The sequence below is a fragment of the Hymenobacter glaciei genome (assembly GCF_039539585.1).
Lineage (GTDB): Bacteria > Bacteroidota > Bacteroidia > Cytophagales > Hymenobacteraceae > Hymenobacter > Hymenobacter glaciei.
Window position 1 is genome coordinate 334,640 of sequence record NZ_BAABDK010000035.1, and the last position, 15,388, is coordinate 350,027.

A 15,388-nucleotide genomic window follows, 5' to 3' on the forward strand; every position below is an offset into this window, starting at 1 on the left:
GTGCTCCGTTGATGCGGCACTTGTAGCCAGTGCGTCTCACTCAGAGCAACAGCACGTCGATGCGGTGCGCGTGCACTTGCTGCAAGGTATCCGACCAGGCAAACACCGTGAAAAAACCATCTACCGAAGCCACTAGGGCAATGGTGTCGCGCTGGTCGTGCACGAACTGAGCGGCAGCCAGGTGGCGGGTGCCGCCGTTCTGGGCCGGGTGCAGGTGCCGGGGCTCGCTGCCCACCACCGGCTCGGTGAGCACCAGCTGCTCGACGGGCGTACCGGTTTTCGCCCGCGCCACTTTCGCCCCAAAGGCCAGCAGCGAGTATTCGCGGGTGATGACCGTGGCCCCATCCACAGCCGTGAAGCCGCCCACGATGCCAATGTTGCGCCGCAGGCTGGCCTGCCACTTGCGCTTCGACTGCCCCAGCCGCTGCACCGCCCGGATGCCGGTGTAAACCGGATTCACAGCGTAGTTCAGCGGCTGCACAATTGAATTGTGCCACTGCACCGAGCCGGGCGGCACCACCAGTACCAGCCCGCCGCGGCCGTGGGCACGCATGGCCGCGGCCAGCTCGAGCAGCACGTTATCGGTTTCGCCGGTATCGGGAGCGGGCAGGCTGCGGCCGGGCAGAAAGGCCCGCAGGGCCGCGCAGTCGCTGAGGCCGCCGTGTTCCTCGTCGATAAGCTGGAGGTCGTCGCCGCGCAGCACGGCCACGTTCACAAACTTACCGAAGCCCCCGGCGCGGCGGTGCTTCACCACCAGCAGGCCGGGCTCCACCACTTCGAGCACGAAGCACAGCGGCGGCACCCGGGTGGCCGTGCCCCACACGTAGAGGCCGTCGGCGTCGTGCCACACGCCCAGGTGCAGGCCGGGCTGCTCCACGGCGGGGGCCAGCTTCAGCAGGTTGGCGGGCGTGAGGCGGCGGCGCTGGCCAAACACCAGCGGCTGCCGGGCCTGCTCCTGCGGCAGCAGCGCCAGCGAAATGCGCGGCGAGTAGCCCTCCTCCCGGCCCAGGCTGGCCCAGAAGGCCACATCAATCACCACCTCCACCCACTGCGCTTCGGGCGGCGCGGCCAGCCGGGCCTCGTCTTCGGCGCTGGCGGCCCGGTGCCGCGCAAAGAGGGCTTCGACCATGGGGGCCGCCATGCGGGCCGTGAGATAGGTAGGTTCTGAGAGCATGCGGCAAAGATGGGGACGGGCGACGGCAGCGCCACGACACCAAAAAGGCTGACGCTATAGCAGCACCAGCCCCTTGCGAGTCGTAAACGCATTTTTCGAAGCTGTTTGGGCAGCCGACTAAAACCACAGGCGCACAAGGGCTCTCCAATAGCCTGGCGGGATATTTCCGACCGGCTTACTCTGCCACTGGCTTCTTAAATTGATAACTCAACGACAATTGCGCGACTTGATTCCGCAGGCTGCCGCCATAATTATAAGGGGCCGCGTATTCGCTGGTAAGTGAGAGCAGCCCGGCACTAATGCGTAGGCTGAGGTCTACAGTGTTCGTCAGCTGCACGCCACCGCCGATGCCCAGGGCTACGTCGGCCCGGGCGTACCGGTCGCCGGCCGGGCGGTCTACTGCCGAGGTTGTGCTTCCGAAAAAGCTCCCCATTGTCTCCGTGCCCGTTTCGTGCGCGTTCACCAGCATGCTCAGCTGAGGGCCCACCTCCAGGTAGCCCTTGCGGAACGCGGCCCGGACCCACATTGGCACATGCAAATACCCGAGACTGAGGGCATAATGGCCGGCATAGCTTCCGTCGTTTACGGAGTTATCCTCGACCTGCAAATCCAGGCGCTGGTAGCTGTACTGCAGCTCCGGCACCAACGACCACCGCCCAGCCAACGGCTGCTGATAGAAAACGCCCAGCTGCCACCCGGCTTTCCCAGCAACCTGCGCGTCGCGCGATGCGCCATCCCAATTCAACGTCGACAGGGTAGCGAAGTTCATCCCTCCCCGGATGCCGGGCTGCGCCTGTGCCACGCCTACGCATAGCACCAGTAAAAGCAAGAATACGAGACGTTGATTCATAGTAGGCACTAAGCAGGAATGATACTTCCTCCTGACCTTCGACTACCCCCGCCGGTTGCATCACCCGACAATTTAGCGCTGCGCCCACGCAGCCCGCTGCTTCTGCTGCCCGAATAATTACTCCTTATCGAAATTGGCCCGCTTGCCTAAAGCGGTCAGCCGTACGGTTTCGACCGCGCGGCGGGCGCGGGCCTCGGGCTGGGCCTGGGCGTAAGAATCGGTACGGGCCGTAGCTAAATAGCGTGCAACGCCCCAAGTTATCACTCGCTGCGGAAACGTACGCCGCGCTATTGCTTCATACTTCTATATCTTTACCGCCACAGCGGTGGTCCGGTTTTACCCAACCCATGGCCCGCCGTCCGCCACCTTTCCCCTCCCTGCTGATGGCTTCTTTCCACGCCGAGCTGCACCTGGCCGGCACATCCTACCGGGTCGTGCGCTGCCACTACGCCTGCCACCAACCCACCGACGCCCAAGGCCGGGTGAACGCCAAAGTGCGCCACGACCTGCTGCACCTGGCCCTGGACGTGCCCGACGGCGACGCCCTGTTGGCCTGGGCCGCCGACCCGTTCAAGGCCCAGGCCGGCGAGGTCGTCTTTTACAACGCCACGCAGCTGGTGGCCCTGGAAACCATCGCCTTTGCCGCCGGCCAGTGCGTGGGCTACCACGAAAGCTTCGAGAGCGGGGCCGGCCGCGACGGGGCCTACGTGTGCCAGCTCACCCTCACGGCCCCGGCCTTTGAGCTGCGCAGCGGCGGAGCTCCGGCCGCCGCCGCGGCCGTAACGGCCTCGCTGCAAACTGCGGCCGACGTGGCCGCCAAAGCCAAAGCCGCCGCCGCCAAAGTCGCCCGGGCCGCCGCCACGGCCGAGGCCCTCGCCACGGCCGCCGCCACCCTGGCTGGCAAATCCGTCGCCGACATCGCCGGGGCCGGGGCGGCGGCCGCTGCTGCCGTCATCCTGCCCGCCGGCCTGCCCACGGGGTTCGTGGCCGAGCATAGCCTGCAGGAGTTTGCCCGCACCATCGGCGGGGCCCAGCACATGCTGCCGCCCGAAGTCATCGACCAGCTCTACCAACTCTTCAACGCCGCCTCGGCCGCCTCCGTACCGGGCCAGCCTTCGCTCGCCCACTGGAAAGCGGTGGAGAACCTGATGCGCAGCTCCTACTACGTGGACCCCAAGGATGGCGATATGAAGCCCCTCAACGGCCACTGGCCCCCCGGCAACGGCGGATACCAGCGCCAGACCGTGCAACTCAAAAAGGGCGATACCTACGACCGCTACCAAGGAACCGTGTTCAACAAAACTTCAAATCCCGTCCCTGGCGAACCGGACCTTGACCACGTAACCGGGGACGTATTCGATGTTAAATTTGGTGGCAATTTTGTCTCGCCTTTGGGCAAGGCTGGTATGCCGAATAGTCCTCAGTCCTTCGAGTCTAGGGCACTCAACATGGCAGAGGACCAATATCCTTTCAAATACACCATTGAAATCCTCCAGGATGTGCCCACGGGTGCCGTGTATGGCGAGCTGGCCAACGTTATTCCCTGGTATGGCCAACCTGGCGGGGGCACCCAGTTAGACATTCGCTTTCCCAAGGAATATCCGAAAGGGGAGAAATGGAAATACGAAGAGTGGAAGCAAATGCAGAGACAGGGTTTCGCCAAAATAGAGTTACAATCCTCTCCTAATGACCAGTTTGAGGTCCTGCCTAAAAACAAGGTTCGGCAGCTCAAGGACCAGCCTAAAAAATTAGTCTGATGCCTGCTTCCCCCCCTCTTCTAACCGAAGGCCTACTCATCCGCCGCCTCGGCTTCGTCACGCAGGCCACCGCCTCCATCCGGCGTGATAATACCGACCCCTATGCGGTGGATAAGTCCAAAAGACTCCTAATACCGCTTACGTTTCCTGCTGAAATTCCGCTCGAAGGCGGCTGGCTCCTGCAACACGCTTCTCCTACCACCGGTGAAATGGTCACTCAAAACTGGCTGGTCGACCTATTCCACAGTTCGCAAGCCCAAAATCTTTGTTTAAACACCTTTGACCTATACAATATCGGCCTGCTGGAAAGCATCGCCGCCGTCTTTACCGACAGACCTTCTGCCGGCGTGGTGAGCGGGTCGTTAGGGGCCGCAGATGGCACACGTCTCCTGCCGGGCGGCTCGCCTTACCTGACCTATTACCGCCCGCTGGAAGCGCCTAAGGAGCAATATCTGTTACTGTATACCAATCGCTTCGCCCCTCGTGAGCGGCCCAACGAGGAGCCCAGCTACACCGACCTCTATGCCTTGGCGCAGGTTGAACTCGACGAGGAGCGACTCGTTTTCCTACTGCGCCAAGCCCTTGATGCTGCCTATGAGGCCCGATGACAGCGTTAACGAGGAGGCCATGCCACTTGCACCACCGGCTTGCCTCTACCCTGCTACAATGCCTGCCCCTCCTCCCATCCTGACCGAAGACCTACCTATCCGCCGCCTCGGCACTGTCACCCAGGCCACGGCCACCATTTGGCGCGATGACACCGACCCCGATGCAGCGGGCAAGCCCGAAGGCCGCCAGGTCCCCGTCACTTTCCCCGCCCGGATTCCGCTCGAAGGGGGGTGGCGGCTGCAACACGCCTCCCCTACCTCCGGTAAGCTGGTCACTGAAAATGCATTCGTGGACTTGTTTCACAGCCCGAAAGCAAGTAACCTTCGGCTGAATACCTTCAGCCTCTACAACATTGGCCTACTCAAAAGCATTGCCACCGCCTTCACCAGCCAGCCTTACGTTAGCCTGATGTATGGGGCACTAGAGACAGTAGGAGGAGCGTCGCTCCTACCGGGTGACTCGCCCTACTTGACCTACTATCGCCCCCTGGAAGCGCCGGAGGAGCAGTACCTGCTTTTGTATCAGGACAACTTCGCCCCCAGGGAGCGGCCCAACGAAGTACCCAGCTACACCAACCTCTACGCCCTAGAGCAAGTCGAGCTCGACGAGGAACGCCTAATCTTCCTATTGCTCCAAGCCCTTGATGCCGCCGATGTGGCCGGCCGTTATCGCTGACGTTCACCGGGTAAGCTTTCTTACCTTGGCGAGAGCGAGGCTACCCGATTGTTCCCGCCCAGTTGGTACCCTTGGAAACCATTGCCTTTGCCGCCGGCCAGTGCGTGGGCTACCACGAAAGCTTCGAGAGCGGGGCCGGCCGCGACGGGGCCTACGTGTGCCAGCTCACCCTCACGGCCCCGGCCTTTGAGCTGCGCAGCGGCGGAGCCCCGGCCGCCGCCGCGGCCGTAACGGCCTCGCTGCAAACCGCGGCCGACGTGGCCGCCAAAGCCAAAGCCGCCGCCGCCAAAGTCGCCCGGGCCGCCGCCACGGCCGAGGCCCTCGCCACGGCCGCCGCCACCCTGGCTGGCAAATCCGTCGCCGACATCGCCAAGGCCGGCGCCATGGCCGCCGCCGCGCACATTCTGCCCGCTGGCTTGCCCACGGGGTTCGTGGCCGAGCACAGCCTGCAGGAGTTTGCCCGCACCATCGGTGGGGCCCAGCACATGCTCCCGCCCGAAGTCATCGACCAGCTCTACCAACTCTTCAATGCCGCTTCCGCTGCCTCCATCCCCGGCCAGCCTTCGCTCGCGCACTGGAAAGCCGTGGAGAACCTGATGCGCAGCTCTTACTATGTGGACCCCAAGGATGGCGATATGAAGCCCCTCAACGGCCACTGGCCCCCCGGCAACGGCGGATACCAGCGCCAGACCGTGCAACTCAAGGAAGGCGACCGCTACGACCGCTACCAGGGAACCGTGTTCAATAAAGCACCGAACCCGGTAAGCGGAAAACCCGGTCTCGACCACGTGACCGGGGATGAGTTCAAAGTCACGTTCGGCGGCAACTTCGTGTCCCCACTAGGCAAGGCCGGCACGCCGGATAATCCGCAGTCATTCGAATCGAGGGCGCTGAATATGGCCGAGGACCAGTATCCGTTCAAGTACACCATCGAAATCCTCCAGGACGTTCCTTCCGATGCCGTGTACGGCGAACTAGCCAACGTCATCCCTTGGTACGGCCAGCCCGGCGGGGGCACCAAACTCGACATTCGCTTTCCCAAAGAATACCCCAAAGGAACGCCGTGGAAGTACCAAGAGTGGCAGCAAATGCAGAAACAGGGGTTTGCCAAAATTGACTTGCAGTCCTCGCCCAATGGGCAGTTTGAAGTGCTGCCGGGTAACAAAGTTCGGCAGCTCAAGGACCATCCTAAAAAAGTAGTCTGATGCCTACCGCCCCTCTTATTCTGACCGAAGGACTACCCATTCGCCGTCTCGGTATCGTCACTCAGGCCACGGCCACCATTTGGCGCGATGACACCGACCCGTATGCGGCTGGTAAACCGGAATTTCACTTAGTGCCAGTCACTTTTCCGGCTGAGGTTCCAATGGAAGGCGGCTGGCGCCTACAACACACCTCCCCTACCACCGGCAAACTCGTCACCCAGAACTGGCTGGTGGACCTGTTCCACAGCCCGAAAGCAACGAACCTCCAGCTGGATACTTTTAGTTTGAACAACATTGGCCTGCTAAAGAGCATCGCCGCCGCTTTTACCAATCAACCATTTACTGGATTAGTACACGGGGATTTAATGACAGTGGACGGGAAACCCCTGCTGCCAGGCAGCTCGCCTACACTGACCTATTACCGCCCCCTGGAAGCGCCCGAGGAGCAATACCTGCTGCTCTATACCAACCGCTTCGCCCCCGGTGAGCGCGCAACCGAAATACCCAGCTACGTCAGCCTCTATGCCTTAGCACAGGTCGAACTTGACGAGGAGCGCTTGGTCTTCCTGCTGCGTCAAGCCCTCGACGCAGCCTACGAAGCCCGGTAGGCGAAACGCCGCTTCCGCTGCCTCCATCCCCGGCCAGCCTTCGCTCGCGCACTGGAAAGCGGTGGAGAACCTGATGCGCAGCTCCTACTACATCGACCCCAAGGATGGCGATATGAAGCCCCTCAACGGCCACTGGCCTCCCAGCAACGGCGGCTACCAGCGCCAGACTGTACAGCTCACAGAGGGTGACCGCTACGACCGCTACCAGGGAACCGTGTTCAATAAAGCCCTGAACCCCGCGACCAAAAAAGCTGACCTCGACCATGTAACCGGGGATGAGTTCGACGTTAAGTTTGGCGGCAACTTTGTGTCCCCACCGGACGCGTCGGGCGTGCCCCAGTCTTTTCCTTCGCGGGCGCTGAATATGGCGGAGGACAAATACCCCTTCAAATACACCATCGACATCCTCCAGGACGTACCCACGGATGCGGTAACGGCTGAGTTAGCCAATGTGATTCCTTGGTATGGCCAACCCGGCGGGGGTACTCAGGTCAATATTATTTTTCCTGAAGAATACAAAGGAGAGACTTGGAAGTATAGAGAGTGGCAAAGGATGGAGGACAAGAAATTTGCAAAAATCGAATTACAATCTTCTCCCAACGGGCAGTTTGAAGTGTTGCCTGATAACAAAGTTCGGCAGCTCCGGGACCATCCCAAGAAAATAGTCTGATGCCTACCGCCCCTCTTATTCTGACCGAAGGACTACCCATTCGCCGTCTCGGTATCGTCACTCAGGCCACGGCCACCATTTGGCGCGATGACACCGACCCGCATGCGGCAGGCAAACCCAAAGGACGGCAGGTGCCCGTTACCTTCCCCGCCCGGATTCCGTTCGAAGGCGGCTGGCGGCTGCAACACGCCTCGCCCTCTTCCGGCAAATTGGTAACTGAAAACGCACTTGTGGACTTGTTTCACAGTGCGCAACACGACAACATTATTCTGAACACCTTTCGCTTGTACAACGTCGGCCTGCTCGAGAGCATCGCCGCTGCTTTTACGGATACGCCCTCTGCGGGCCTGGTGGACGGGTCCCTGCGTACTGCCGAGGGCACACAGCTATTACCGGGCGGCTCATCCACTCTGACTTACTACCGCCCCGTAGAAGCGCCCGAAGAGCAGTACCTGTTGCTCTATGACAATTGCTTCGCGCCCAACGAGCGGCCGAACGAGGAGCCCAGCTTTGCTGACCTCTACGCCCTGGCACAGGTTGAGCTCGACGAGGAGCACTTCGTCTTCTTGCTGCGCCAAGCTCTCGACGCTGCTAGAATTGCGCGCCGTTACCGGTAATTCTCAGCCCGCGCTACTCGGGTACTGCCGGCTTGCCTCTCCCTGCAGCAATGCTTAGCCCTCCACTGCTCACCGAAGGCCTGCCCATCCGCCGCCTCGGCATCGTCACCCAAGCTACTGTTTCAATTCGACGCGACGATACCGACCCCTATGCGGGGAACAAACCCGAAAGACGCCTGATGCCCGTCATCTTCCCGGCCCAGATTCCGCTCGAAGGGGGTTGGCGCCTGCAGCATGCCTCGCCTACCACCGGTCAGCTCGTTACCCAAAACTGGTATGTAGACCTGTTTCATAGTCCGCAAGCCTCGAATCTGAGTTTGAATACCTTCGACCTTTGCAACATCGGCCTGCTCAAGAGCTTGGCTGCCGCCTTCATTGACAAGCCCGTGGCGGGTCTGAATAAGGGGTCACTCTACGATGCGCAGGGCAAACTGCTGCTGCCCGGTGGCGACCCGTACCTCACTTATTATCGGCCCCTAGAAGCGCCACAAGAGCAGTACCTCTTGCTCTACACTGACCGATTTGCTCCCCGCGAGCGCCCCAACGAAGAGCCCAGCTACACTGACCTCTATGCCCTCGTGCAGGTGGAGCTCGACGAAGAACGCCTCGTCTTGCTGCTGCGCCAAGCCCTCGACGCGGCCTATGAAGCCCGTTGACAGCGTTAACGAGGAGCCATGCCACGTATGCCCCGCCGGCTTGCTTCTTTTCTGCCACAATGCCTGCCCCTCCTCCTATCCTGACCGAAGTCCTGCCTATCCGCCGCCTAGGCACTGTTACTCAAGCCACGGCCACCATCTGGCGCGATGACACCGACCCCCATGCGGCAGGCAAGCCCGAAGGCCGCCAGGTACCCGTCACTTTTCCGGCTCAAATTCCGCTCGAAGGCGGCTGGCGACTGCAGCACGCTTCCCCCGCTTCCGGCCAGCTCGTCACGCAGAATTCGCTGGTGAGCTTGTTCCACAGCGCGCAGCATAGTAGCCTTCGGCTGAATACCTTCAGCCTCTACAACATTGGCCTCTTGAAAAGCATCGCTGCTGCCTTTACTAACCAGCCCTATGTTAGGCTGATGCACGGGGCGCTAGAGACCGAGGGGGGAAAATCCCTCCTGCCGGGCGACTCGCCTCACCTGACGTATTACCGCCCCATGGAAGCGCCGGAGGAGCAGTACCTGCTTTTGTATCAGGACAATTTCGCCCCCAGGGAGCGGCCCGACGAGGAGCCCAGCTACACCAACCTCTATGCCCTGGCGCAGGTCGAACTCGACGAGGAGCGATTCGTTTTCCTGCTACGCCAAGCCCTCGACGCCGCATACAATGCTCGCTAGGCGAGGCTTAGTTGCACGCAGCTGGGCCTCCGCCAGCCACTTCCTGGCCGCCTCAGCGGCCTGCTTGTCAGGCCAGGCCTTACTCACCAGCCTGCAAATTCCTTAGCTCATCATTTCACCAGCTTATCCACTATCGGGTATTTGCCTACTCTGAACGATGAAACAGAATGCTGGTCGGACTCAACATACCGCTTCTACCCGGCGGAAACAAGCCCGTGGTTGCCGCTATCTTTGGCCTTAATCCTTCCCTACTTCCACTCCATGACTACTCAGTCTTCCCGCACCCTCATCGACGACCTGGTAAGCTATTTCGAGCAAAAAACCGAGGTGCAAGCTGCCTATTTTGCTTTTCTATTCAGCTCCGTTACCGAAACGCATGACCTGTTTCTGGGCGTCGAGCACGTCGGCGGGCTCGAGGACATTCAGGCCATGACCCTGCTTATCAAGAACGTGTACCTGGGCGACAGTCCAATGTATTTTGCTTCTACCGAGTACGATGCCGACACGTTTGCCATCGTGAAAGAAGAAGGGCTGCTGTTCTTCTCGCGCCAGGAGGATGCCGCGGTGTCCCAGCAGCTGCTCAAGCTTTTGTTTGATAAGCGCGAAGGCACCGAGGCTTTGGCCGAAGCCGTGCGCCACAACAGCGTGTATGCGCTGGTTAACACGGCCATGCTCGAGGAAAAGAAGCTGGCGGTGCAGGCATTTGGGCAAGGCGAAACCGTTTTCACGCCAATATACACGCATCCCGACATGCTGGCACGGGCCGGAATGGCGGCCGTGCCGGCCGGCCTCACCCTGGCCCGCGTGACGTGGAGCAAGCACCTGGCCGGCGCCAAGCCCCGGCAGGTGGTCCTTAACCCCGATACCGACTTCACCGCCGCCTTCGAGTTGTAGTGGAGGTACGCTGCCGGTACCAGCAGGCGCACGCGCAATGCTCGGATAAACGGCCCCTACTGCTGCTGAAGCTAAGAAAGAGGCAAGGGTTACAATTGCTTCCAGCGCTTCAAATGCAGCGTAAAGCCCAGCTTAGAGCCGTTTCGTGGTCAGTGGATGTAGGGGCGGGGCTTGTCCCTGCCCGTCGTTGAACGGAACCGGTCAACGGGCCTCAACGTCCGGGCGGGGGCAAGACCCGCCCCTACATCCACTGACTCCGAAACGGCTCTAGTCAGAGCGCCTGCCAAATCGCTATTGGCGGTTGGTAGCTGATGCGCTGGTGCCGCTTACTTGGTGGGCCAGGCAATTGGCAGGCCACTCATCCCGCCCGGTAATACCGAACCCAAACACGTCGTTTGAGGCCCGGCTCGGGTTGTAACAGAACCATAAGGCCAACGCCGGCAGAAACATACACGCCGCTCGCGTAACCAACTCCTCGCCTATGCACCTACCCGAAGCCCTTCGCCTCATCCAAACGTTTTGGCAGGAACCTGTCTGGCCCTTTCAGCCGGCCCCAACTGCGGAAACAGAGCTTGCCCGCCTGCGGCAGGAGTTTCGGGAGCCGCTGCCGCCCGCGCTCGAAGAGTACCTGAGGCAAGCAGCCCCGGCGGAGGCTGTTATGCTCGCGACCGTGGGCAATCCATTTGACGTGTACAGTCTCGCGCAAATGGGCCGGTTCCAGGATGGGTATACATTCAATTCGGTTACCCAACAGCCGCTGAATGACTGGCCGGCGCATTGGTTTATGTTTGCCAATGAAGGCGGCGACCCCGTTATCGTGGATTTACAGGCGGCCAACGGCGCCGTTATCCAGCTCCGACATGGCGCGGGCAACTGGGAAACCAGCGCTGCGATAGCAGGCTCCATTGGTCAGTTTTTGCTGTGCGGCGCTGCCCTGCAGCACGCCTTGCACGAGCTTGGTGGCGACGACCCCATCATCGACGATGAGAACGGGTTTCAGCTGGTGCCGGAAGCCGCAGCGTGGCTGTTTCCGCACATGCGCGAGTGGGCCGGGCCTTATTACGAGGAGTGGTGCTCGGCTTTCGACAATTCCTGATTGACTAACGGATGAACACGAGTGCAGGCGACAATTGCATGGGCGAAAATCAGGGCCTTACTTGGGCCTTTGCTTGAAGCCTGCTTGTTGCAGCTTCTTCTGGCTTTACGTCTTTTTTCTGCACTTGCGTCATGCTTCGTCAGTTTACTGTGCTTGCTTTAGTCGCCTTCCTGGCTATCACCGGCGCTTTCGCCCAGTCTCAGCCCAAAAAGCCTGCTATAGCCCCGGCCTCGGCCACCGCCGCGAGTAGCTCCGCTACGGTCGATAAGGCCACCAGTGAGCTATACAAGCAAGTGGCGAAGCTGGATGCCGAAATATTTGCTGCGTTCAACGCCCACGACGTGACCAAGCTCATGTCGTACTTCGCTGATAACCTGGAGTTCTTCCACGACAAAGGAGGCCTTGCCAACTTCAGCCAAACCAAGCAGGGGTTCGAGCGCATGTTCGCCCAGTCACCTGACATATCGCGCAGCCTCGTGCCCGGCAGCCTCGAAGTGTACCCCATCAAAGGCTACGGGGCCGTCCACATTGCCACCCAGCGCTTTTGCCACGTCGAAAACGGCCGTGAGGACTGCGGCAATTCCAAATTCGTGATGGTCTGGCAGCAACAGGCCGGCACCTGGAAAATCGCCCGCGTCGTGAGCTACGACCATTAACCCATTCACTCCATCCCTTCCTTAAAAAGCAATTGCGGCGACCGAAGCTCCGGCCGCTTTCGGTTTCGGCCGCGGGGGTGGGCGCTGCATCTGAACAGGGGCAGGATGCCCGCAACTTTGCTTAAAACAAGTTATACAACCGCTTATGTCTTACGAACCTACATTGCCTACCGGTGCGGGCCAGGAAGAACCGGAGCTCTCGCCTTCGGGCGCGCCCATCTACCGCTACGAGAACGTGGAGCCCACGCCGTTTGAGTTGGCCGGCGGCGAGCCCGACAACATCAAAGCCATTTCGGAGCACATCGAGCGCCACCTGGGGCCGGTGAGTGGGGTGTACCACGAGATACTATCCGACAAGGTGCATCTCGATGTGCACGTGGTGCCGCCCAGCGCCGACTTTCCGTTTTACACCCTCGTCACGTCGGGCATGAGCGACCGACCCATGCACGTGCCGCCCGAGGCTCCTACCGACGAGGCCCCGCCGTATGCGGAGCTGTGCATCCTGCTGCCCAGCACCTGGAACATCCCAAATGGCACGGACGAAGTAGCCACGGCCTTCGAGGACGAAAACGTGTACTGGCCCATTCGCTGGCTGAAAATGCTGGCCCGCCTCCCCCACGAGTACGGCACCTGGCTGGGTTTTGGCCACACCATTCCCAACGGGGAAGACGCCGAGCCCTTTGCCGACGGCACGGAACTGGGCTGCATGCTGCTGCTTACGGCCCTAAGTCTGCCCGAAGAGTTTCAGACCCTGGTCATCAGCCCCGAGAAAACGGTGAAGTTCTACACCCTCTATCCCATCTACCGCGAGGAAATGGACCTGAAGATGGAGCAGGGCGCCGACGCTCTCATCGACCGCTTCGAGGCCTGCGACATTGGCGATGTGCTCGACCTGAACCGGCCCAACACGGCATTAGCCTAAACTCATGAAAGGGCTTTACTAAACGTCAAGCGGCTACAGCTCTTGCAGCCGCTTGACGTTTAGTAGAAGCAGTTGGGGTCCTTGGCAAGTAGCGCGAGCTTTTAGTCCGCGGCTTCATACTCCTGCCACTCGCGAACTAAAAGTTCGCGCTACTGCACAGCAATCCCGACCCGGCTCCGTTACTGTCTGTTGCTGGCGTTGCTTCCTACTTCTGGAAATCAGCCAGCTTCCGCATCTGGGCTGGCTCGTAGGGCTGCCCGTCCTTCACCACCAGCTGCACCCGGCGCACATCGCGGATTTGCTTGAGCGGATTCCCGTCGATAATCACCACATCGGCCTGCTTGCCGACGTCGAGCGAGCCGGCGCGGGCGTCCATCTTCATGGCGCGGGCCGCGGCGATGGTGGCGGTTTGCAGGGCCTGCATAGGCGTGAGGCCGCCTTGCACGTACAGCTCCAGCTCGCGGGCCAGGCTGGTGCCGGGAAAGCCCATGTCGGTGCCGGCCACGATGGGGATGCCCTGGTCGTAGAGCGCCTTCACGAGGCGGGGAAAGCTGGCGAAGAAGGGCGCGGCCTTGGCCGCATCGGCGGGCGCCCCGCCCATGTTGATGAACAGCGCCTGCAAGGGCTGCGGCAACCGGGCGAAGTCCGGCTCCAGCTCCTTTATGTCGTCTTTGGTGGAGCGGAAGCCCAGCTCAAACACGCCCACCGTGGGGTCGATGACGGTACGGTGGGCTTTGAGGAAGGCAAATACCCGGGCGCTGGTGGTGTCGTCGAGGATGAGCGAGCGGTCGGGGTTGCGCTTCAGCAGCCGCACCACGTATTGCAGGTGGTTCACTTGGTCCATGCCCGCGGCCACGCCCTGCATGAGGGTCATGCCCTCGGGAATGTGGCCGGTCACGGTGAAGCCCGCGCGGTGCGCCTCCTCGCAGATGGCCCGCACGATTTCGGGCTTCAACGAGCTGTAAAGCTTGATTTGGGCGTAGCCGTTGGCCTTGTACATCTGCACCACCTGGGCGGCCTCGGCGGGCGTGTTGGCCCGCACGATGCCCAACGCCATCGGGCTGTCGCCGTCGATGATGCCGGCTTTGAGGATGCGCGGGCCCACGCCCTGGCCGCTATCAATGGTCTGCTGCACGGCGTTGATGTAGTCGAACTCGTTGCCGCAGTCGCGCACGGTGGTGACGCCGGCCGCGAGGTAGGCGGGCCCCCATTCGGCCTGCTGGAAGTGGGCATGCATGTCCCAGAGGCCCGGCAGTACGGTTTTGCCCTCGGCCCGAATCACGCGGGCACCTTTCGGGACGGCGACGGCGGCAGCCGTTCCCACCTTCAGCACCTTGCCGCCTTGCAGCAGCACCACGCCATTGGGAATACTACGGCCCCGCACCACGTCGACCACCGTGCCGCCCACAATGGCCAGCAGCGGAGCCGGGGCGGCACTTTTGGCCGCCGCTGTGGCTCCCATCTCCGCCCGAAACAGGCGCATGCCGTGCCCGGCGGCCTTGCCGATGAGGGCCGGCAGCAAGGCCTCGTAGGGCTGGGCCAGGAGTTCCAGCTTGTCGCCCTCGGCGTCGTTGGTGATGATGCCGATGAGGTTGCCCTGCTGGTCGGTCCAGAGCAGCTCGTTGCCCCACACAAGGCCCTTGAGCACGTAGCGCCGCAGGAGCAGCGGCCGGTTCTGGAATTGCAGGGTATCCTGGCCATCCTCGCGGATGCGGACCGTGCCGCTGGGCAGCATGGCCAGGCTAGCGGGGCGGCCGTGCTGCTGCCAGTAGCGCAGCAGCAGCCACTGCCCGGTGCCCGGCGAGTACCCCGCTACCGGGAAGCCCAGCCCCGTCAGCTTGTCCGTCCGCAGGGCATCATCGACGCGGATGCGGGCCTGCCCGCCGTCAATCCGCACCGTGTCGTTGATGCTGCTGAAGCGCGAGGTCTGGCCCTTTACGGCCAGGCGCAGCGGCTCGCCGGTGGGCGTGACGGCAATCTGGGCTTTCAGCGCCACGGGCGAGCCCCGGTCCACGAACTTGAAATCGACGGCGTAGGTGTGGGCCTGCGCGGTACGCGTGAGGTGGTAGGTTTCCTTCCCGATGCGCTGGGCAAACTTGTGGAGCAGGAAGGTGGCGCTATCGGCCGGGGCCTGGGCGTGGCTGGCAGCGGGCAGCAAAGCCAGCACGGCAGCAAGGAGTCGTTTTTGCAGCATTAAGGTAAGCGGGCGGTAGATGCGGGCGCTAACTTACACAATGGTTTGGTTATCAGTCACAATTTAATGTCTCTAAGTAGGTCGGATGAATTAGTTTTCACTAAAGGGGGAGAATTGAATGCGGAGTTGTTTGCCGA

General features: G+C 61.5%; 16 protein-coding genes. 13 read left to right on the forward strand and 3 right to left on the reverse strand.

Going from position 1 to position 15,388, the window contains the following annotated elements; all coding sequences use genetic code 11:
• Positions 1 to 40: 40 nt before the first annotated feature.
• Entirely contained in the window at positions 41 to 1,174 is a 1,134-nt protein-coding gene (locus ABD837_RS24755; RefSeq protein ID WP_345059979.1) for a putative sensor domain DACNV-containing protein, read from the reverse strand.
• Positions 1,175 to 1,349: 175 nt separating this feature from the next.
• On the reverse strand, positions 1,350 to 2,024 hold the full coding sequence (locus ABD837_RS24760; RefSeq protein ID WP_345059981.1) for a porin family protein: 675 nt from the start codon (positions 2,022 to 2,024) through the stop codon (positions 1,350 to 1,352).
• 383 nt (positions 2,025 to 2,407) lie between these two features.
• Here ABD837_RS24760 and tssD point away from each other — a divergent pair, with 383 nt between their 5' ends.
• The 13 genes from tssD to ABD837_RS24825 all read left to right on the forward strand — a co-directional run bounded on the left by tssD (position 2,408) and on the right by ABD837_RS24825 (position 13,057).
• Positions 2,408 to 3,781, forward strand: coding sequence for a type VI secretion system tube protein TssD (tssD, locus tag ABD837_RS24765; RefSeq protein WP_345059983.1), 1,374 nt, complete (start codon positions 2,408 to 2,410; stop codon positions 3,779 to 3,781).
• Positions 3,781 to 4,389, forward strand: coding sequence for a hypothetical protein (locus ABD837_RS24770; protein ID WP_345059985.1), 609 nt, complete (start codon positions 3,781 to 3,783; stop codon positions 4,387 to 4,389). The genes tssD and ABD837_RS24770 overlap by 1 nt, the downstream gene beginning before the upstream one ends.
• 58 nt (positions 4,390 to 4,447) lie before the next feature.
• Positions 4,448 to 5,065, forward strand: a complete 618-nt coding sequence (locus ABD837_RS24775; RefSeq protein WP_345059987.1) for a hypothetical protein — start codon at positions 4,448 to 4,450, stop codon at positions 5,063 to 5,065.
• Positions 5,066 to 5,136: 71 nt separating this feature from the next.
• Positions 5,137 to 6,270, forward strand: coding sequence for a hypothetical protein (locus ABD837_RS24780; RefSeq protein WP_345059989.1), 1,134 nt, complete (start codon positions 5,137 to 5,139; stop codon positions 6,268 to 6,270).
• Complete coding sequence (locus ABD837_RS24785) at positions 6,270 to 6,878, forward strand: hypothetical protein (RefSeq protein ID WP_345059991.1); 609 nt, start codon at positions 6,270 to 6,272, stop codon at positions 6,876 to 6,878. Before ABD837_RS24780 ends, ABD837_RS24785 begins: the two co-directional genes overlap by 1 nt.
• Positions 6,879 to 6,951: 73 nt before the next feature.
• Entirely contained in the window at positions 6,952 to 7,548 is a 597-nt protein-coding gene (locus tag ABD837_RS24790) for a hypothetical protein (protein ID WP_345059993.1), read from the forward strand.
• Positions 7,548 to 8,165 carry a hypothetical protein gene (locus ABD837_RS24795; protein ID WP_345059996.1) on the forward strand — a complete coding sequence of 206 codons (618 nt, stop codon included), beginning with the start codon at positions 7,548 to 7,550 and terminating at the stop codon, positions 8,163 to 8,165. Before ABD837_RS24790 ends, ABD837_RS24795 begins: the two co-directional genes overlap by 1 nt.
• A 50-nt stretch (positions 8,166 to 8,215) precedes the next feature.
• Positions 8,216 to 8,821 carry a hypothetical protein gene (locus ABD837_RS24800; RefSeq protein WP_345059999.1) on the forward strand — a complete coding sequence of 202 codons (606 nt, stop codon included), beginning with the start codon at positions 8,216 to 8,218 and terminating at the stop codon, positions 8,819 to 8,821.
• A 59-nt stretch (positions 8,822 to 8,880) separates the two neighbouring features.
• On the forward strand, positions 8,881 to 9,489 hold the full coding sequence (locus ABD837_RS24805) for a hypothetical protein (RefSeq protein WP_345060002.1): 609 nt from the start codon (positions 8,881 to 8,883) through the stop codon (positions 9,487 to 9,489).
• 261 nt (positions 9,490 to 9,750) lie between these two features.
• On the forward strand, positions 9,751 to 10,383 hold the full coding sequence (locus tag ABD837_RS24810) for an SseB family protein (RefSeq protein WP_345060005.1): 633 nt from the start codon (positions 9,751 to 9,753) through the stop codon (positions 10,381 to 10,383).
• Between the two features lie 481 nt (positions 10,384 to 10,864).
• On the forward strand, positions 10,865 to 11,479 hold the full coding sequence (locus tag ABD837_RS24815) for an SMI1/KNR4 family protein (RefSeq protein ID WP_345060008.1): 615 nt from the start codon (positions 10,865 to 10,867) through the stop codon (positions 11,477 to 11,479).
• A gap of 131 nt (positions 11,480 to 11,610) precedes the next feature.
• Positions 11,611 to 12,135 carry a nuclear transport factor 2 family protein gene (locus tag ABD837_RS24820; RefSeq protein WP_345060010.1) on the forward strand — a complete coding sequence of 175 codons (525 nt, stop codon included), beginning with the start codon at positions 11,611 to 11,613 and terminating at the stop codon, positions 12,133 to 12,135.
• A 145-nt stretch (positions 12,136 to 12,280) separates the two neighbouring features.
• Entirely contained in the window at positions 12,281 to 13,057 is a 777-nt protein-coding gene (locus tag ABD837_RS24825) for a suppressor of fused domain protein (RefSeq protein WP_345060013.1), read from the forward strand.
• A gap of 205 nt (positions 13,058 to 13,262) precedes the next feature.
• On the opposite strand, the gene ABD837_RS24830 is transcribed toward ABD837_RS24825, so the two are convergent.
• On the reverse strand, positions 13,263 to 15,251 hold the full coding sequence (locus ABD837_RS24830) for an amidohydrolase family protein (protein WP_345060016.1): 1,989 nt from the start codon (positions 15,249 to 15,251) through the stop codon (positions 13,263 to 13,265).
• Positions 15,252 to 15,388: the final 137 nt, after the last annotated feature.